This window comes from Sulfitobacter sp. OXR-159 (assembly GCF_034377145.1).
In the GTDB taxonomy this organism is placed as follows: Bacteria; Pseudomonadota; Alphaproteobacteria; order Rhodobacterales; family Rhodobacteraceae; genus Sulfitobacter.
On the sequence record NZ_CP139711.1, the window covers coordinates 81,199 to 98,643 of the forward strand.

Annotated in this window: 19 protein-coding genes and 1 pseudogene; 2 read left to right on the forward strand and 18 right to left on the reverse strand. The window is 63.2% G+C overall.

What is annotated here, in order from left to right; genetic code table 11:
- Positions 1-296: 296 nt before the first annotated feature.
- From T8A63_RS21205 to T8A63_RS21240, 8 genes are all read right to left on the reverse strand, one after another.
- Entirely contained in the window at positions 297-785 is a 489-nt protein-coding gene (locus tag T8A63_RS21205) for a GFA family protein (protein ID WP_209273877.1), read from the reverse strand.
- 63 nt (positions 786-848) lie between these two features.
- On the reverse strand, positions 849-1,658 hold the full coding sequence (locus tag T8A63_RS21210) for a pyrroline-5-carboxylate reductase family protein (protein ID WP_209273875.1): 810 nt from the start codon (positions 1,656-1,658) through the stop codon (positions 849-851).
- A 218-nt stretch (positions 1,659-1,876) separates the two neighbouring features.
- Positions 1,877-3,037, reverse strand: coding sequence for an IS30 family transposase (locus T8A63_RS21215; protein ID WP_209273873.1), 1,161 nt, complete (start codon positions 3,035-3,037; stop codon positions 1,877-1,879).
- Between the two features lie 75 nt (positions 3,038-3,112).
- A complete protein-coding gene (locus T8A63_RS21220) occupies positions 3,113-3,343 on the reverse strand; it encodes a DUF6429 family protein (RefSeq protein WP_067296651.1) in 231 nt (76 codons plus the stop codon).
- 50 nt (positions 3,344-3,393) lie between these two features.
- Positions 3,394-3,651 carry a WGR domain-containing protein gene (locus T8A63_RS21225; RefSeq protein WP_067296573.1) on the reverse strand — a complete coding sequence of 86 codons (258 nt, stop codon included), beginning with the start codon at positions 3,649-3,651 and terminating at the stop codon, positions 3,394-3,396.
- A gap of 85 nt (positions 3,652-3,736) precedes the next feature.
- On the reverse strand, positions 3,737-4,669 hold the full coding sequence (locus tag T8A63_RS21230) for a DUF2493 domain-containing protein (RefSeq protein WP_322346623.1): 933 nt from the start codon (positions 4,667-4,669) through the stop codon (positions 3,737-3,739).
- A 370-nt stretch (positions 4,670-5,039) separates the two neighbouring features.
- Positions 5,040-6,071 (reverse strand): toprim domain-containing protein, encoded by a 1,032-nt coding sequence (locus tag T8A63_RS21235; protein WP_322346624.1) that lies wholly within the window; start codon positions 6,069-6,071, stop codon positions 5,040-5,042.
- A 3-nt stretch (positions 6,072-6,074) separates the two neighbouring features.
- Complete coding sequence (locus tag T8A63_RS21240; protein ID WP_322346626.1) at positions 6,075-10,457, reverse strand: bifunctional class I SAM-dependent methyltransferase/DEAD/DEAH box helicase; 4,383 nt, start codon at positions 10,455-10,457, stop codon at positions 6,075-6,077.
- A gap of 175 nt (positions 10,458-10,632) precedes the next feature.
- On the opposite strand from T8A63_RS21240, the gene T8A63_RS21245 reads away from it, so the two are divergent.
- Positions 10,633-10,929: a hypothetical protein gene (locus T8A63_RS21245; protein WP_009827198.1), complete on the forward strand. Its 297-nt coding sequence runs from the start codon at positions 10,633-10,635 to the stop codon at positions 10,927-10,929.
- A gap of 28 nt (positions 10,930-10,957) precedes the next feature.
- Here T8A63_RS21245 and T8A63_RS21250 read toward each other — a convergent pair whose 3' ends face one another.
- The 10 genes from T8A63_RS21250 to T8A63_RS21295 all read right to left on the reverse strand — a co-directional run bounded on the left by T8A63_RS21250 (position 10,958) and on the right by T8A63_RS21295 (position 16,407).
- A complete protein-coding gene (locus tag T8A63_RS21250) occupies positions 10,958-11,374 on the reverse strand; it encodes a hypothetical protein (RefSeq protein WP_247738241.1) in 417 nt (138 codons plus the stop codon).
- Entirely contained in the window at positions 11,367-11,636 is a 270-nt protein-coding gene (locus tag T8A63_RS21255; protein WP_138488378.1) for a type II toxin-antitoxin system prevent-host-death family antitoxin, read from the reverse strand. Before T8A63_RS21255 ends, T8A63_RS21250 begins: the two co-directional genes overlap by 8 nt.
- 62 nt (positions 11,637-11,698) lie before the next feature.
- Positions 11,699-12,343 (reverse strand): antitoxin of toxin-antitoxin stability system, encoded by a 645-nt coding sequence (locus tag T8A63_RS21260; RefSeq protein WP_209273867.1) that lies wholly within the window; start codon positions 12,341-12,343, stop codon positions 11,699-11,701.
- On the reverse strand, positions 12,336-12,755 hold the full coding sequence (locus T8A63_RS21265; protein ID WP_209273924.1) for a hypothetical protein: 420 nt from the start codon (positions 12,753-12,755) through the stop codon (positions 12,336-12,338). The genes T8A63_RS21260 and T8A63_RS21265 overlap by 8 nt, the downstream gene beginning before the upstream one ends.
- 76 nt (positions 12,756-12,831) lie before the next feature.
- The gene (locus tag T8A63_RS21270) at positions 12,832-13,029 is read right to left on the reverse strand and encodes a hypothetical protein (RefSeq protein ID WP_209273923.1); all 198 of its coding nucleotides are present in this window, start codon (positions 13,027-13,029) and stop codon (positions 12,832-12,834) included.
- 1 nt (position 13,030) lies between these two features.
- A complete protein-coding gene (locus T8A63_RS21275; RefSeq protein WP_209273922.1) occupies positions 13,031-13,408 on the reverse strand; it encodes a DUF6915 family protein in 378 nt (125 codons plus the stop codon).
- A gap of 10 nt (positions 13,409-13,418) precedes the next feature.
- Complete coding sequence (locus T8A63_RS21280; RefSeq protein WP_209273921.1) at positions 13,419-13,910, reverse strand: DUF6878 family protein; 492 nt, start codon at positions 13,908-13,910, stop codon at positions 13,419-13,421.
- 141 nt (positions 13,911-14,051) lie between these two features.
- Complete coding sequence (locus T8A63_RS21285; RefSeq protein ID WP_322346630.1) at positions 14,052-14,531, reverse strand: DNA repair protein RadC; 480 nt, start codon at positions 14,529-14,531, stop codon at positions 14,052-14,054.
- Positions 14,532-14,640: 109 nt separating this feature from the next.
- Positions 14,641-15,081, reverse strand: a complete 441-nt coding sequence (locus T8A63_RS21290) for a JAB domain-containing protein (protein ID WP_114276349.1) — start codon at positions 15,079-15,081, stop codon at positions 14,641-14,643.
- Between the two features lie 126 nt (positions 15,082-15,207).
- Positions 15,208-16,407 (reverse strand): DUF932 domain-containing protein, encoded by a 1,200-nt coding sequence (locus T8A63_RS21295; protein WP_209273919.1) that lies wholly within the window; start codon positions 16,405-16,407, stop codon positions 15,208-15,210.
- 241 nt (positions 16,408-16,648) lie between these two features.
- On the opposite strand from T8A63_RS21295, the pseudogene T8A63_RS21300 reads away from it, so the two are divergent.
- Positions 16,649-17,418, forward strand: a pseudogene (locus T8A63_RS21300) (IS5 family transposase).
- Positions 17,419-17,445 lie beyond the last annotated feature (27 nt).

Sequence of the window (17,445 nt, forward strand, 5' to 3'; positions counted from 1 at the left end):
TTGGCACAGGAAGACAGCAAGGTCGGAATTCAGGGCGGAGCCTCAGCAGCCCGGCCCCGCTTACGGGGCTTGCCCATGTCGAAACCTTCACCATTACAGTCACGCACATCGCAGCATGGAAGCCTATTTCGCAGGTGCAGCATCGTGTTCGGCCCACAAGAGACATTCGTTGGCCAGTATTACGCCGCACTGCAGCTTCCCCAGACCAGCCGATTGTGCGGGGCGCAGCATTTTGTCTGTCGGATTACCGGTGCCTGGGTACGAAGCCACCATCAGGCCCTTAATGGCGGTACGTGTCAGCCTTGACACACGAAAGGTGATGTATGAATGGCAGGCTCGATTGCAGTGCCATCATTTTCGCTGGCGTGGCGATCGAAGGTCTTGAAGCCCGGGGGCAAGATTGTCCCGGCGCGTGCCTCTGAGACAAAGATATGCTTGCTGTTTTCAGGCGTTATCGAAATCGCTTCAGGATCATCCAGCGTTCCAATATAGATTCCGATCCGGTCGGACCAACGCTCAAAAGTCAGCGCCACCTTCGTTCCACAATCGGCGCAGAAATGGACATTTACATCTTTACCACTGCCTTCCGACGGCAATGTATAAATTGATGGGTTTTTTCCAATGAAAGTGAATGGCGCACGCTCGAATATGGGCTCGATCATTCTGTCAGACCCCGTAGCCCGCTGACAGAACCGGCAATAGCAGATGGTCACCCAAAGTGGATCACTTCCAGTGTCGTAACTGACATTACCGCAAAGGCAGCGGCCGTCATATCCAGTTGACATATTCTACTTCCTCGAGAGTCGGCATGCGGGCCGACATGTTTTCCGATGGCATAAGCGGGACGTTCAACTTTCTGTCTGTCCGATGACCCGTGTTTTCGAGACAGCTGCGTCCAGCGCTTCCGCTATCTCTGCCGTGATAGAGGAGTGGTTCATCGCCTCAAGACCGGCGGCGGTCGTTCCGGCATAGCCGATCATCCACTTTACGTGGTCAGCGGGCGTCATTTCGCCGTCCGACATCATCGTCCCCGCACCCAGGAACAGTTGGCGAATTGCGCGGTCCGCAATTTTAGGCGGAATACCCCGATGCACGGCGTAATCCACCATTGCCGCGGCGTAGAAGGCGACAAATCCGGGCACCGGCCCGGTTATCGCGGTAAAGCATTCGATCTGCGCTTCGCTGTCGACCTCATCAGTAAGTCCGCACGCCGCAAAAATCGTCGACACAAGTGCACGGTCTTCGTCGGTCACATCGGCGCTGGCGAACCATGGCGAATACGCCAGAGACGCTTGGGCCGCAGGACTGCTCATGGCACGAATGGCGCGGTTCGCACCGGTGATCCGCACCAGCTCAGCCAGCGCAATTCCTGCCATGACGGACAGAACAAGCTTGCCCGACGCATCCACACAGATGCCCGGCGCCGATGCCGGCGGGACGGCCAGCAGTATGACATCGCATCGGTCGGCGAGTTCCTGATTGCTGCTGGTCACGTTCACGCCTGGATGATCTGCGAAGGCGCCTGCAGTTCCGCTTCTGTTTGAGAGCCACAGATGTTCAGGGGCCACAACGTTTCTATCGAGAAGTGCAACCGCGATCGCCTTCCCGAGCATGCCCGTACCGCCGACAATTCCGATCGCCCGATCAGTCTTGGTCATCCGGCCCTCCTTCCTGTCAACGTGACCCCGATGGGCTCACGAGTGATAGAAGCTTGCGCGAAACCGTGTCTATTTACAACAACGCGCCAGACAGACGCCAGCGGCCCACAAGAGACTTTCGATCGTCAATCTGGTGCCGCGATGCAGTTTTCGCATTGCGGCCGTTCGTGCAGAGCGCAGCATTTTTACTGGTAAAACTTCGGTCTGCGGGTGCGGATTCAACGGATCGCCGCAACACACTGGGCGAACTTCTCTGCTGGTGTTTCGTATTGCAAGGTCTTTCTCGGGCGCTCATTGAGCTGTCTGGCAACCGCACTGAGTTGCGCTTGACTGTAGCTCGACATATCGAGGCCACGTGGGAAGTACTGCCTGAGAAGCCGGTTGGTGTTCTCGTTGCTGCCACGTTGCCAGGGCGATTGGGGATCACAAAAGAAGACGTCGATCTTCGTGGCCATGGTGAACTTTACGTGGTCCGTCATCTCAGAGCCCCGATCCCATGTCAGCGACCGGTAAAGCTCTTTGGGCAGCTTGCGGGATTGCTTGATTAGGGCGGTGATGACGCTTTTCGTGTCTTTGTTCGCGACCTTCGCCAGCATCACGAAGCGGGAATGCCGCTCAACAAGCGTGGCGATGTAGCTGTTATTGGCCCCAACGATCAGGTCTCCCTCCCAGTGGCCAGGCACGGCGCGATCCTCGATCTCGGGCGGGCGTTCGCTGATCGGCACTGCATCCTTGATCTTGCGCAGTTTCAGTCCCTTCTGGGTCGCATGCCGGGACCTGCGGATGGCGCGTGGGCTGCGCAGGCATTGCTGAAGTTCTTTCTTCAAAACACCCCGCGTCTGCACATAAAGGCTGCGATAGATGGTCTCGTGGCTCACACGGTCTCGCTCTTCTTTCGGATGCCTGCGCATCAGCCATCCCGCGATCTGCTGAGGCGACCACTTCAGCCGCAGCTTTCGGGCAATGAACCGACACAAGTGTGCGTTGAAGGAGAGCTTACAGGCTTTGGGCCGCCTTGCGCAGTCCCAGGCGCGTTGATCCGACAACGCCGCGCGATACGCTTTGCGCCCTCCGTTCCGGCGAACTTCCCGGCTGATTGTCGAAGGAGAACGCCGAAGATCACTTGCAATCGACCGCAAAGACCTGTCCAGAGCCAACCCACGGGAAATCTCTTCGCGCTCCTCAAGGCTCAAGGCCAGCCGAGACCGGGTGCGCGCAGGCGGGCGAATGCCACCGGTCAGAGCCAGATGCGGAAAGATCGATGAAGATGCCCGATCAAACCTGCGGCCAATAGAACTCAGTGACTCGCCTCGTTGCCACCGATCCCACATCTCAGACTTCTGCTTGTCGGTGTAGAACGTCCTCGTCCGATACTTCATCTTCAACACTCCATCTTTCCAAAAAGATTAAAGCGTTGCGACCACCCGTTGAATCCTCAGGGACAAAGCCGCCCGTCACTCGGCCTTGCTGAACTCCCGCGCGAGAATTTCCCGCGCATGCGCGACCCCTTCTGGGGTCAGGCTCAGCGATTTCGCCTTGTTTTTGGGATCAAAAATCAGGCCTTTCTCGAAAAGCCGGTTGGTGATGGCCCAATCGATTCCCTTCCAGACCTGATCGCCGTAATGCAGCGTCAGGCTAAGGATCGCGAGAGCCGCATCATCGATCTTGTCAGTGTCGAGTGCCATCTCCCCCTCGTTTTCCTGTGTCTGCCCGCTTTTCGAACCGCGGCCGCGCATCATGCATAACCCCGGCGCTTCTTTATCGCCGCAAGTTTCATCAGCGCGGTTACGGCGCGCCCTTCATCTGGATGCTGCTCAATCATCATCTGCCCGCGCGCGCCAATGCGGCCCCATTCGCGCACCAAGCTGGCGCCCCCAAAGAGATCGGGCTGAATGCTCATGCGGTAAAACCGCCGCATGTTGCAGGCTGGATCGATCCGCCGCATCTGCAGGTCGGTCGGGAACACCTCAAGTTGAGCGACAGAGTGAGACATATCGTGATCCAGCAGGCTTTCTTCCAAAATATCAGGTGGAAGCCTGCTCTTCCACCTCGATTTCCCCGCGAGGGGAAAAGGGGGCTCATGCCCCCTTCTCGAACTTCATGACCGGGATGCCCAGCTTCTTGGCCTTGTCGGCGAGGTTCTCCTGGATGCCGGTGCCCGGGAAGACGAGAACACCCACCGGCAGCACCTCCAGCATGGCGTCGTTGCGCTTGAAGGGGGCAGCCTTGGCGTGCTTGGTCCAGTCAGGTTTGAAGGCGACCTGCGTCACGCCCCGAGCCTCGGCCCATTTGGCGGCAATGAGTTCTGCGCCCTTCGGGCTGCCACCGTGCAGAAGAACCATGTCGGGATATTTGGTCCGGACCTGATCGAGCTTGCCCCAGATCAGGCGGTGATCGTTGAAGTCGGTCCCGCCAGTGAGGGCGACCTTGGGGCCTGCGGGCAGCATCACCTCGGTTTCCGCGCGGCGCTTGGCGGCCAGGAAATCGCGGCTGTCGATCAGCGCTGCGGTCATGTGCTGGCGGTTCACCATCGAGCCGGTGCGGGGGCGCCAGGTGGATCCCGTGTGATGGACGAACTCGGTCGCGGCGTGATCGCGCATCATGTCCATGCAGTTGCGTCGTTCGATCAGCGTCAGGCCTTCGGCCGTCAGGCGCTCAAGCTCGGTGGATTTCACCTCGGAGCCGTCCTGCTCCCGCTGAAGGCGGCGCTGTGCCTGCTCGTTCTCGTCGAGCGACCGCTCAATCCTCGCCGTGGCGCGGTGAAAGAGGTTGACCTGGCCCCAGAGCACCTCTTCGAGGTCGGGTTCCATGCGGGTGTCTTCCAGGGTCGCAACGAGGGCGTCGAAGATGTCGGCGACGGCGACGGCGAGGCGCTGCCCATCGGGCATCGGGCGCGGATCGGGCTCGTCAAAGGGGCGATAGCCGTAGAGCTGGAGCTCGTCGAGCGCATGGGCGGTCTGGGATGCGCTATGGGCGGGTTCATACGCGTCGTCGTGGGTATGGATCGTCATCGGTTTCTTGCCTCCGGGCCTGTCTCATCCGCGCGACAACCCGCGCGGCCTTCATGGGCTGCGAAAGCTGTCACTGGGGACGCCCCTTCACCCCGCCTTCGGGGCCGGAACGCATGTGGAGGAGGGCGGCAGGCAAGCTATTTGTTTCGCGATGCAAAGCGGGGGCTCGTCCCCCGCGGCGGAAATAGCTTGCCTGCCGCCCTTGATGAGGCGTCCCCTTTGACGGCCGCCTGCCCATCTCTTGAAGGCCGCTCGTGTGTCGGGTGGATGAGATTTACCCGGGAAGAGGCAAAGGTGATGATCCACACCCGCGACAGGACTGCAGGACCCCTACCCCCTCTGCCCCTGACCGCCCCCTGCGCGATGCGGCTCAGCCCAACAGGCGTTGGCGATCCTCAAGCCCGATCTGCCCTGCCAGATGCTGGCGCAGCGCCTCCTTGCCGTTCGCGCGGAGATCATCGTTGAAGTCCCCGAGCCCTGGTTCCAACACCCGAACGGCAATCCCGACCTCGGTTGCTCTGGCGCTCAACCTCTCTGCCGCGCGTTGCCCGGCCGGATCGCGGTCGATGGCGATGTAAAGGCGCTGCAGCCCCTCCGGCAACTGGACCGCCCCGAGGTGACCCGACGAGAGAGCCGCCCAGACGGGAAGGCCGGAGGCCGCCTCGGAAAGGGACAGCATGGTCTCGATGCCTTCGCCGACCACGAGGATGTTGTGCTGCGGGGTCAGCCTGACGGCATTGCCCAGGAGGTGACCCATGGCCCGCCGCTGCGTCTCGACCTCCGCCTTCCCCTGTCCGTCAGGTGCCAACCAGGTGCGATGCACACCCTGCAAGGCCCCTGCCCCATCGGTGACCGCAGCTATCAGCGCCGGTCTGGGGATGCTCCGGGTCTGGCCCTCATCCCGATGCCAGCACTTCGGGTGGAAGCGCAGCGCGCTCATCGTGCCGCCTTGGGTGATGCCTCGGGAGCGGAGGTAGGTGTCGGCAAGCGTGCCTGCGACCGGCACCGAGGCTGCAAACAATCGCGCCGCCGCCGCTGGCGTGCCACCGGGGGCTTTGGCCTTCTTCGGCACTGGCGTATTCGGGAGGACCGGCTGCGGACGGCCAAGATGCGCTCGGGCCTCGGCCAGAAGATCGGGAAAGCGCGAGATCCCGGTTCGCTCGCGGATGATGTCGAGGAGATCGCCATGCTGTCCGACAGCCGCGTCCTGCCATTTGCCACGGGCTCCCGGTCCTGATGTGGGTCCAGTCAGCCGCACGAAGAGCGACCGGCCGGGGTTGTTCTGCAAATCGCCGACGATCCAGTAGGACCCTTCCCGCCGTCCGGCGGGAAGGTAGGCGCGACACACGCTCTCTGCGTTCTCCGCCAGAGCGCGGATCACATCTTCAGTCTCGGAATACATGGCTCAGCACCCTCCATGCGCATGTAGTCCTGTCACGCGACAACGTGCAAGCAGACGATCAAGCACTGCGATGCCGCTCGAGTCTGCTGGGCAGAAGAGCCGCAGCTTCCAGGCGATAATTTCCGAGAAGAACCCATCTGCCTTGAGCCGGTCCTTGGCGGCACCCAAAAAGCCCGACAGCTCGATCCGGTTGACGCCCATGACGCGCGAGCGGTGCAGCTCCATCCCTTCGGCCAAGCGCACGACCGTCTTGCCCTCCAGAACAAGGGCATGGACCTGCGCCGCCGTGAGCTTCGGCGCGTCGCTCGCCAGTGTGGTCGCGACCCAAGACGGCGAAACGCGGCGACCGATGATGCGCTGACCGTCATCGGTCTGCAGCCGGTAGACGCGGGTTTCATCCTGGGGGAGCTGCTTCCAGATCGGCAGCAAGAGGCCCGCCACGATATGCAGGGTGGTTTCCGAGAACTCCGGCACTTCAGCCAGTTCTGCCGTCCAGGCTTCAGTGAAGGCCGCGCGGTCGGCTTCGAGCCAATGGGTGTCGTCCATGATCTTGGCCGGAACCGTGCTTGCCTCGGTCGGCCGAATCAGACGTAGCCGCGGCTCGATGGTGCCATCATCCAGCATAAGGCTGGTGGCAGGCACCTGCACGGCTGCCCGGCCGGAGCGGCTGTTGACCAGTAGCCGCGCCTTCGGGTCGTCGAGCCAGTCGAGCGCATCCGCGAGCGCGGTCGGCGTGTTGCGGCGCTTTTCGGCGATGGTCAGCAGCTGGGTTTCCGCGCCGGAGCCGGGATGGGTGTAGATCACCCGCGCATCCGTGACGCGAAAGCTTTCGGCGCGCAGCGTCTCGAGCCCGAGGTCGTAGACCCCGGCAGCGATAGCGCCCTCGATTCGCTGGTCGAGGAGTTCCTCGAAGACCGAGAACAGCACGGCCTGCATGTCGATCGTCAGCGCGAGCAGGCGATTGAGGAAAGTCGTGATCGGGGGCAGGTCATCCTTCAGACCGTTGTCATCGGTCAGGCTGAGACCGGTCGCATCCTCAAACGCCCCGAGCGAGCAGCCCGCAACATCACCGCGATAGAGGCGGCGGTAAAGCTGGCGCAGGGCATCGCGGGCATAGGGGCTCTCGAGGTTGTCCTCGGGCCGGAACAGCCCCTGCCCGCCGGTTTGACGCTGGCCGCGCGTGATCGCCCCGAGCGTGTCGAGGCGGCGCGCGATGGTGCTGAGGAAGCGTTTCTCTGCTTTCACATCGGTAGCAACGGGCCGGAACAGCGGCGGCTGCGCCTGATTGGTGCGGTTGGTACGCCCAAGACCCTGGATGGCCGCATCCGCCTTCCAGCCGGGTTCCAGCAGATAGTGGACCCGCAGGCGCTGGTTTTTCGCGCCAAGATCGGCGTGGTAGCTGCGCCCCGTGCCGCCCGCATCCGAGAAGATCAGGATGCGCTTCTGGTCATCCATGAAGGCGGCGGTTTCCGCGAGATTGGCCGACCCCGCCCGGCTTTCGACGACGAGGCGCGCGACGTGCCCCTCGCCCTTGCGCACGATGCGGCGCGAGCGGCCCGTCACTTCCGCCACCAGATCAGTGCCGAATCGCTGGACGATCTGGTCGAGCGCCCCAGGCACAGGCGGCAGCGAGGCCAGATGCTCGATCAGCGCGTCGCGCCTGCGCGCCGCTTCGCGACATTCCACCGGCTGGCCGTCGCGCGTGACGGGCCGCGAGGAGAGGTTGCCTTCGCTATCGGTGAACGGCTCATAGAGCTGCACCGGGAAGGAATGGGCGAGGTAGTCCAGGCAAGCCTCTCTTGGCGTGATATCCACCCGCACATCGTTCCACTCGTCCGTGGGGATCTCCGACAGGCGGCGCTCCATCAGCGCCTCACCTGTCGAGACGATCTGGATGACAGCCGCATGGCCTGCGGTGAGATCAGCGTCGATGGCGGCGATCAGGGTGGGGGTTTTCATCGAGGTCAGCAGATGGCCGAAGAAGCGCTGCTTGGCGGACTCGAAAGCCGAGCGGGCGGCGGACTTGGCCTGGCGGTTCAGCGTACCGCCGGATTCGCCAGTAATGTTGGCCGCTTCCAGCGCCGCGGACAGGTTCCGATGTATGACTCCGAAGGCGAGCGCATATGCATCATATATCCCGCGCTGCTCCGGCGTCAGCGCATGTTCCAGCATCTCGTATTCGACGCCGTCATAGGACAGCGAGCGCGCCGTGTAGAGGCCAAGCGACCGCAGATCGCGGGCCAGGACCTCCATCGCGGCAACACCGCCAGCTTCGATAGCTTGCACAAATTCCGCCCGCGTCGAAAACGGAAAGTCCTCGCCACCCCAGAGCCCGAGGCGCTGCGCATAGGCGAGGTTGTGCACCGAGGTTGCGCCGGTGGCCGAAACATAGACCACGCGGGCATTGGGCAGCTTATGCTGCAGGCGCAGGCCCGCCCTGCCCTGCTGCGAGGCCGTGACATCGCCGCGCTCGCCCTTTGATCCGGCGGCGTTGGCCATGGCATGGCTTTCGTCAAACAAGATCACCCCGTCGAAATCAGCCCCGAGCCAGTCGACGATCTGGTCGACGCGGGACTTTTTTGCGCCCCGCTCCTCGGAGCGCAGCGTGGCATAGGTGGTGAACAGAATGCCCTCGGAGAGCGGGATGTCGCGGCCTTGTGCAAAACGCGACAGCGGCGTGACCAGCAGCCGCTCCTGGCCAAGGGCAGACCAGTCGCGCTGAGCGTCCTCGAGAAGCTTGTCGCTCTTCGAGATCCAGAGCGCCTTGCGCCGACCCTGAGCCCAGTTGTCGAGCACAATCCCGGCCGACTGGCGGCCCTTGCCCGCCCCGGTGCCGTCGCCAAGGAAGAAGCCGCGGCGGAAACGGACAGCGTCCGTGGCATCGTCGGGCGCGGCCGAGACCATGTCGCCGGTTTCATCGACAGTCCACGAGCCGGCGAGGTGCGCAGAATGCGCCTCGCCCGCATAGATCACCGTTTCAAGCTGGGCGTCAGAGAGCAGGCTCTCGTGCAGAACGGCGGCGGGCAGTTTCGGGCGGTAGGAAGGTTTCGGGGGCGCGACGGACGCCATCGCCGCCGACTGCACCAGCTTCGTCGGGTGCGGTGCCGCGTCGGGAATGTCGATGGCCTGAAGCCGGAAGGTCTCGTAGATCGCGTCGGAAAGGCGCGCGGTATTGGCCTCCTCAGTCGCATCGCGCAGCGCATAGGCCAGATCTTCGGCCTCGATTTGTGCGCTGGACTGGTGGGAACTGGCCGCAGGGGTCGCGCGCGATGTACCGATGGCAGCGCGCGTGGCGCGGGCAGGATTTCCCGGAAAGGGGGAAGAAGGGCCCTGCCCGGCGGGTGCGACCTGCGCCAGCGCAAGGCGCGGGGGGACATGGGTAGTAATCAGCGACAGCAGGCTGGCGACATCAGGCGAAATCGGGCGCGCCAGATCGGCTGTGATGCCGCCCGCCTCGCCGCCGCGGCATTTGTCGAAGACCGAAATCCGCGTCTCGAAGCTGGTGCCATGTTTGGCAAACGCGGCACCGGATACGGCACCTGTAAAGACCAGATGCGCGGTCTCGGTCAGGCAGCCAAAGGTTTCGGCCCAAGCCGGGGAATCGGGCGCGAAGCACGCACCGGTGATGGCGACCAGCCGTCCGCCGGGGACCAGGCGCGCGAGCGCAGAGCGCAGATGCCGCGCTGTCGCCTCGGTGGTGCGGGCGTCGACATTGGCCACCGCCGAGAACGGCGGGTTCATCAGGATGACGCTCGGGCGCAACCCTGCGTCCAGATGATCGTCGATCTGGGCTGCGTCAAAGCCCGTGACAGGCCGGCCCGGAAACAAGCGACGGAGGAGATCAGCGCGGGTGTCGGCAAGCTCGTTCAGCGCGAGGCTGCCGCCCGCGATTTCCGCGAGGACCGCCAGAAGGCCCGTTCCAGCCGATGGCTCCAGCACCAGATCGCGCGATGTGATCTGTGCTGCCGCCAGCGCCGCCAAGCCCATGGGCAGCGGCGTCGAGAACTGCTGGAACCGCTCCATCTCCTCGGACCGCCGCGTATGGGTCGGCAAAAGGCCGGACACCTTAGCAAGGATCGGCAGCAAGGCGGCAGGCGAACCGGCACGTGCCAGGAGCGCGCGGCCAAATTTCTGCATAAACAGGACCAGCGCTGCTTCGCCTGCTTCATATGCCAGCTTCCAGTCCCAGGCGCCGGTCGCATCGGAGCCACCAAAGGCGCGTTCCATCTCAAGGCGCAGGCGCAGCGCGTCGATCTGGAAACCTTGCGCCAGATCAGTCTGCAGCGCTTTGGCCACGCTCAAGATCGCAGCGGCCGTATCGAGGGACGGGATGGGGACAACAGGCGCAAGTGCGCGCTCGGTCGCAAAATGGGCGAGATGGGTCATCGGGAAACTCCGGAATGAGGAACAGGATCAGGCCCGGACACCCTCTTTCGGGCACCCTCAGGCCTGACATCCCCCGGCCCTCCTCTTCCTCTCAAACCCCATGATTTCCGCAGGTGGCTTGATTTTGTTCCTGGTATGTTCTATTTTGAAACCAAGCTAAGAAGGGAGATCCCCGATGGAAAGCACCACTTACGTCCTGCCCGCGACGCCAAAGCAGATCGCCTATGCGCGCGCTCTGGCCCTGCGCAACCAGACGCTTCTGCCGTGGGAGGTTCAGCAAGATCGGCGATCCTTGAGCGCCTGGATCGACGCGCAGGCCAAGCTCACACCCGCGACTGCGCTGGACAGCCTGCCCTCGTCCAAACAGGTCGCCTTCGCCGAGCGTCTCGCCCGGATCAAACGCCGCGCCGTGCCGGATGAGTGTTTCCGCGACAAGGGGCTGATGTCGAAGTGGATTGATGGGAACAAATGAAGCTGGTCTGATCCTGCGGTGACCGAGATTACTTCAGCCGATCGACAACGGATGCCCCGCCCGACCTGGCAAGCGCGATCAGGCTGGACTGGATTTTGGATGTGAAGACGGAACTGAACGTGCCGATGGGCGTGCGGTCCTCCCAGACATAGGACCGCTCCAGAATATCGGTGTTGATCTCGTCCAGCATGACCCATTTGCGAACATGGGTCTCCAACCCTACGCGCTGCGACTCGATCTGTGGCACCTCGATAAACTTGCGCGAGGCCAAGGGCGGCTGCGTCGTGATCAGCAGGATGAACACCACGGTCTCGCTATCGGACTTGGCGACAGTGACGGCGATACAGACAGGCCGCGTCTTGCGGCCCTCGGTCTCACCCGCCATCTGTTCGCGTTTCCACAGGAACGGGTAGCGGAAAACCTCTCCAGCACTCTGCTTAGTCATCCGCCTGCGTCAAGTCCCGCTCGAGCCCTTCTATCATCAGCGACTTGAGATCCTCGGGCATCTCGTCAACCATATGAGCCTGCTGCGTGGCCTCCCGGGTGAGCTGCTGGTACTGATCCATGCTCATCAGCACGAATTTCGGCTTGCGATGTTTGGTGATTGCGATCGGCGACCGAATGGCCGCGTCAAACAGGTCACTTGTGTGCCGCGTCAGGTCGGCCGCCTTGAACTCGGGAAGATCATGCATGATCGAGGTCTCCATTTGTGCAGAATATACATACATTCTGGATATTCTGCAAGAGATGGGTTGCGCCCGCCCATGTGTCATCCGAACCGCCGCCCTGCTTCGGTGAAGGTGTATTCATTGGCGATGATGCCGTCCTCAACGGACTCATCCGAGGTCAGGTGGTCGTATTCAGCCTCAAGTTGGCGGTAGAGCCAGCGGGCGAGATCGCGGATCGCCTCGGTCACAATCTCTTCGGCATCCTGGGTGGGCGGTTGCCAGGTCGGGCTGTCGCGGGTGACGTCCACGGACATGCAGTATTCGTGGTAGTAGCGACCGCGGTGGCTGACCTCGGCAGCGAGCTGGTAGAAGTTACGCCGCTGGATGGCCTGCAGCCGGTCGGCGATGCCGTGCAGCGCCGCGTCCTTGGGCGCATAGTCACGGATACGCACAGTCGCGCCCTTGGCGTGGCTGAGGTATGCTTCAAAACAGGCCCCATCCCCCTGACTCCAGAACCCTGAAAACCAGATGCAGGGCTTGGCCCGCGTCCCTCCGCCCATCAACCGCACGGGGATGGTTTTGAGCCGGACGCCGAGGATTTCGCAAACCCGTTCGAAGTCCTCGTAGACTGCGTCCCACCAGTCATCGTGGGGGCCAAGCTCGCGATACCAGCTGCGCGCCTTCTCCTTGGCGGCCTCCGAGAGTTCGGGGAACTGGTAGACGGTGGTACAGATGACCTCAGGCATCGGCGTCCTCCCCGTTCAGCGCGGCGGCCAACCATTCGTGCGTGCTCGTCCAGCCGATGGATTTGCGTGCGGCGAGATCGATGACATGCGCGCCGCCGCCGAAGGCGTCGAGGCGCGGTCGGGAGCAGGTCAGGGCATATTGGAACCCCCAGAGGCCGGTGAGGTCGAGGTCTTCTGCCAGGCGCAAGACGAAGCGGATGACTGCGTCGACATCGCCGTGGTCGTCGTCATGGATCCAGAGGGTGCTGCCTTCGGTCGCGTCCTGATGCAAGAGGGTGAAACCCGAGACCTCCGGGTCATCGGCGTCCTGATCCGCGGCGCGCAGGTCATGAAACAGCGCGAGTGCGCGGGCGGCCTTTTCGGGGCTGCCGACGTCGATCAGGCATGAGAAATGGGTGAAGTAATCCGCCATGGGGACCTCCTGAGATTGAGAAACCCGGGCCTTGGGGCCGGGCACTGGATTGGGATGAAGGGATGGGGCAGAGCGATCAGCCGGATGGCGGATCGCCTGCTGCCTGACGCGCTGCGTGCGCGCAGAGCATCTGCCGGTAGAAGCGCTTGCGCGCCGTCCGGAAGCTGCGCACGGCGCGCGTGTCGGGGTGCAGCGCTCGGACCGCCGCGCGCAGAACTGTCTGGGGCGATGCCGTCGGCGACAGACCGAGGCGCTGATAGGCTGGATCGGTCATGTCAGCTCACCTCGACCACGGGCGAGGCGAGATGCGGATCGACCAGCGCCTCGATCCGCTCGGTCCGGCCCATCCAGGGTTCGGGCCGGATGGCCTTCACCCAGTCGGCGAAGCTCGGGATGAAGCCGAGGTCTTCCTTCACATGCTGTTCGCCGACCCAGCGGGTCGGGATGATGCGCCCGGTCGAGAGCGTGAGGGTCTGACCGAAGATCGTCTCGGCCATGAATATGCCCTCGGCATGGTGCCGCAGGGCCCGGTGCCGAAAATCGGCGCTGATCTCCTTGCTTTGGTCGAACCATGTATGCACCGCGATGAAATCATCGACCGTGCCGCCCCATTTCTTCACTGAGGACAGGGCGTGGTGATATGGATGTGCCATCGCTGCCCCCTCAGAAATCGTGCGTGTAAAGTTCGGACGAGGTGAAGCGCTCGTTGAACTCGAGATGGATGCAGCGGGCCGCAGCGTCGAAGCAGAACTCGCCGTAAGCGCCGTCGTTGTTTTCCCAACCGCCATGTGTGTCAGACAGGAAGTCGTAGGCGAGCTGCTCGACAACATCCTCCAGCGAGAGCTGCCGCATCTCGACCTCGGGGTCATCCCAGGTCAGCGCGGCATAGGGGATTTCGGTTGCGGTAAAATCGACAGCCGTCTCGCCCGCCCAGGCGCCGATACTTTCGATCTGGCCGCTGTCGCCGGCCCCGTCGAAGGTCACGATTACATGAGTGATGCCGACGGCCATGAGGCCATCGAAGAGACGGTCCTTGTTGCCCGGGCGCAGGGCGAGAGTCCGGGCGGTGCGTTCGGCATGCGCGGCAAGGATCGCCCCGAAATCGACGGTGGATGGTCGCAGCGGGGCGGCCAGAGTGGGTTCAGTCTGGGTCATGGATATCTCCGTTCGGTGAGGACAGGTCAGACCCCCGGGTGGCGCACTCCTCTGCCCCCCGAAGGCTCAAACCCTTCCCAGCCCTCCTCTGTCTCTCGGGCGTCACGCCGCGATCTGCAGCGCGCGGGCGGCAAAAGCGCGCTAGAGCGGGTCGACAAGGCGGGCATCCAGCAGATCGGCACGGTGACGCAGCCGCTGCGCCAGTTCAGGCTCGTGCCAGTCAGTGGCACGGCCAGCCTGGGCGCGAAGTTGAACCGCCTCGGTCACGACGGCCCGCGCCTCAAGAGCATTGGCGACAGGGTGGCACCAAGCCACAGCGCCATGACTGGCGGCCCCGGCAAGAACCAGGCGCTGGTCGTAATCAAGGATGGCCAGAAGCTGCGGCGCTGCATCGGAGCCGTTGTCCTCCGCAAGCTCAAACGCCCCCTGCATGGCATCGGCCAGCGTCGCAAAACGCTCAACGACCACGGGGGCAGCGGCGCCCGACATCAGGGCTGCAGGCGTCCGGTGCATCCGCGTCAGCGCGAAAGGCAGGCTGGGATCAGGAGCGACAGTTGGGCCATTTGCGCCAGGACCCATCGGGCGCGCGCTCGGTTGGATCGGCAGGGGAAGGTCAAACATGGTAATATCTCCAACGGCGCGGGAAGCCTCTCTCCCCGCCTCATCCGTCAAAGACCAAACCCCCGCCCTCTTCCTCGAAGGGGCGACGGCAGCAGGTCTGGTGCCACGATCAGAGCTTGCCGAGGGCCCGCAGGCTCAGCTCCGTCCCGGCGCCGACGATGATGTGGTCATGCAGCGTCAGGCCGAGATACTTGCAGCCCTTCTGGATCTCCTTGGTCATGCTGAGATCGGCCTCGGACGGCGTGGGATCACCCGAAGGGTGATTGTGGATCAGGATCAGGGCGCTGGCGTTCAGCATCAGGGCGCGCTTGATCACCTCGCGCGGATAGACAGGGACATGATCGACTGTGCCGGTCGACAAAAGCTCATCGGCGATGATGCGGTTCTTGCGGTCGAGATAGAGGACATGGAACCGCTCGATCGGGCCACGCACGGTCAGAGCGCAATAGTCCATCAGCGCCTGCCAGCTGCCGATGACCGGGTTCTGGCTAAGGTAGCGGCCGAGGATGTCGCGTGCCTCGAGAATGACGGTTTCTTCCTGGGGGGTCATGGGCGTCTCGCTGAGATGCGCACGCCGACGCCCCCTGTCCTTTCGGGGCAAAGCCAACGGCGTGCATGTTGAGAAATAGCTGCAGCGACCGCCCCGGTGTCGGGCGATCGCTGCGCGGGGGCTCTGTCAGCCGACCCGGTCGAGCAGCTTCTTGGCGCGCCCTTCCATGTCGAGGCGGGCATCCTGCTGGGTCTTGTCGCGCGCAAGCCGCGTGATGCCCTGCACGAAGTCGAAGATACTCTCGGGCGGGCGGCCCTCTTCCATCAGCACTTTCTCGATGATTTTGCCGGACTCCGCCTTCGAGAAGCCCCGCTTGCGCAGGAAATCCGCGCGATCCTCATCGCTGCGCGCCACGATCTGCTGCCGCGCGGCCTTGATGCCGTTCACGAAGCCCTGCGGCGAGGAATTGGCAAAGCGCGTCAGCGCCGGGGCCGCCTCATGGGCAAAGCGCGAGGCGGCGTATTTCGAATGCCGGATGCGAATCTCCTGGAAATCCTCGACGCCCCACAGATTCCTGTTCTGGCACACGGCCCGCAGGTAGAAGCTCGCCATGCCAAGGGTCTTGGCTCCCACCTCCGAGTTCCAGCAGTAGAAGCCCCGAAAGTAGAGATCGGGGGAGCCGTCCGGCAGCTTGCCCGCCTCGATCGGGTTGCGATCATCGACCAGGAACAGGAAGACATCGCGATCCGAGGCATAGAGCGTGGTCGTGTCGCGGCTGATTTCTACATCGGGGTTGTAGACTCCTGTCGACCAGTCCAGCACGCCCGGCACCTTCCAGCGCGTGTCGCCGGTGCCATTGCCCGCAATGCGCTGCACCGCCTCGACCAGTTCGAAATCGTGGATGCGGCCATAGTCGGGGCCCGTCACGGCGCGCAGTTCGGTGCGGCCGTCTTCGGTCTCGAAGGTTTTGACCTGTTCGGCGCGGTGGTTGGTCAGACCATATTGCAGGTTGATGCCCGCCAGCGGCGCAGGCAGCTGCCGCAGGTAGGAGGCCGGCGCGCCGACGATGCTGGCAAGCTGGCCGAAGGCCCAATGCGTGGGCGCGACCGGTTCTTGCGCCTTCGGCAACATCAGGTGCAACCGCTCGGGATTGTCGCGAGCGGCCTCGACCCGGATATCCGCCGTCTGCACCACGCGGCTACGGCTGCGCTCCGACCGGCCTTTCACATTGGCCCAGAGATCATCGAGCGACAGATACCGCTCGTCATCCGGCCGGTTGAACCATTCGGACGACACCCGCCCGTTCCGCTCACCCCGGCTCACATCCACTTTCCAGCCACCCGCCCGCGCCGGTGCGACCGGATCCAGAACTTCCACAACACCCATCGGTATTCCTCCGTGACAGGCGCCGGAAGCCACTCTCCCAGCCTTTAACCTGTCGCGAAAGCAACCAGCCTTTCTCTCACTCTAAATCGGTTTGGGAAGAGGGTGGGCGTCTGATGAACATGCGAAGGCCAGCTTGCGCTTGGCGCGAGCCGCTATTCGTGGCTTTAGGCTCAGGACCCATTGATCTGCTTGAGGCTATGGCGGCAGCGTGATTCAAGCTCCCAAACTGACGGGGGGAATGATGAGCAACCTTTTCTGGCTGACGGACGCACAGATGGACCGGCTTCGGCCGTTTTTTCCCAAGAGCCATGGCAAGCGGCGGGTGGATGACCGGCGTGTTCTGAGCGGCATAATATTCATCAACCGCAACGGCTTGCGCTGGTGCGATGCCCCTGCGGAATACGGCCCGGCCAAGACGCTTTACAACCGCTGGAAACGATGGGGCGACAAGGGCATCTTCGCAAGGATGATGCACGGCCTTGCGTCGGAGGCAGCGGTTCCAAAGACGGTGATGATCGACGCGACCTATTTGAAGGCGCACCGCACGGCGAGCAGCCTGCGGGCGAAAAAGGGGGGCCCGACGACCAACGGGCGCGCGCGATCGGCCGAACCAAAGGTGGCATGAACACCAAGCTGCATGCGGTCACCGATGCCGATGGACGCCCGATCCGGTTCTTCATGACCGCGGGCCAGGTCAGCGATTACACCGGCGCTGCGGCCCTGCTGAGCAGCTTGCCATAAGCAGATTGGCTGCTGGCCGACCGGGGCTATGACGCCGACTGGTTCAGAGATGCGTTGAAAGACAAAGGGATAAAGCCCTGCATCCCCGGTCGGAAGTCCCGCGCCAAGCCCGTCAAATACGACAAGCGCCGCTACAAACGCCGCAACAGGATCGAGATCATGTTCGGTCGGCTGAAGGACTGGCGCAGGGTTGCCACACGCTACGACCGATGCCCGAAGGTCTTCCTCTCCGCCATCGCCCTCGCAGCAACCGTCATGTTCTGGCTATGAAACGAGAACGAGTCCTGAGCCTAGGTC

Coding starts and splice junctions, on each gene's coding strand:
- T8A63_RS21205 (WP_209273877.1), bottom strand. CDS start 785: ATGTCAACTGGATATGACGGCCGCTGCCTTTGCGGTAATGTCAGTTAC.
- T8A63_RS21210 (WP_209273875.1), bottom strand. CDS start 1,658: ATGACCAAGACTGATCGGGCGATCGGAATTGTCGGCGGTACGGGCATG.
- T8A63_RS21215 (WP_209273873.1), bottom strand. CDS start 3,037: ATGAAGTATCGGACGAGGACGTTCTACACCGACAAGCAGAAGTCTGAG.
- T8A63_RS21220 (WP_067296651.1), bottom strand. CDS start 3,343: ATGGCACTCGACACTGACAAGATCGATGATGCGGCTCTCGCGATCCTT.
- T8A63_RS21225 (WP_067296573.1), bottom strand. CDS start 3,651: ATGTCTCACTCTGTCGCTCAACTTGAGGTGTTCCCGACCGACCTGCAG.
- T8A63_RS21230 (WP_322346623.1), bottom strand. CDS start 4,669: ATGACGATCCATACCCACGACGACGCGTATGAACCCGCCCATAGCGCA.
- T8A63_RS21235 (WP_322346624.1), bottom strand. CDS start 6,071: ATGTATTCCGAGACTGAAGATGTGATCCGCGCTCTGGCGGAGAACGCA.
- T8A63_RS21240 (WP_322346626.1), bottom strand. CDS start 10,457: ATGACCCATCTCGCCCATTTTGCGACCGAGCGCGCACTTGCGCCTGTT.
- T8A63_RS21245 (WP_009827198.1), top strand. CDS start 10,633: ATGGAAAGCACCACTTACGTCCTGCCCGCGACGCCAAAGCAGATCGCC.
- T8A63_RS21250 (WP_247738241.1), bottom strand. CDS start 11,374: ATGACTAAGCAGAGTGCTGGAGAGGTTTTCCGCTACCCGTTCCTGTGG.
- T8A63_RS21255 (WP_138488378.1), bottom strand. CDS start 11,636: ATGGAGACCTCGATCATGCATGATCTTCCCGAGTTCAAGGCGGCCGAC.
- T8A63_RS21260 (WP_209273867.1), bottom strand. CDS start 12,343: ATGCCTGAGGTCATCTGTACCACCGTCTACCAGTTCCCCGAACTCTCG.
- T8A63_RS21265 (WP_209273924.1), bottom strand. CDS start 12,755: ATGGCGGATTACTTCACCCATTTCTCATGCCTGATCGACGTCGGCAGC.
- T8A63_RS21270 (WP_209273923.1), bottom strand. CDS start 13,029: ATGACCGATCCAGCCTATCAGCGCCTCGGTCTGTCGCCGACGGCATCG.
- T8A63_RS21275 (WP_209273922.1), bottom strand. CDS start 13,408: ATGGCACATCCATATCACCACGCCCTGTCCTCAGTGAAGAAATGGGGC.
- T8A63_RS21280 (WP_209273921.1), bottom strand. CDS start 13,910: ATGACCCAGACTGAACCCACTCTGGCCGCCCCGCTGCGACCATCCACC.
- T8A63_RS21285 (WP_322346630.1), bottom strand. CDS start 14,531: ATGTTTGACCTTCCCCTGCCGATCCAACCGAGCGCGCGCCCGATGGGT.
- T8A63_RS21290 (WP_114276349.1), bottom strand. CDS start 15,081: ATGACCCCCCAGGAAGAAACCGTCATTCTCGAGGCACGCGACATCCTC.
- T8A63_RS21295 (WP_209273919.1), bottom strand. CDS start 16,407: ATGGGTGTTGTGGAAGTTCTGGATCCGGTCGCACCGGCGCGGGCGGGT.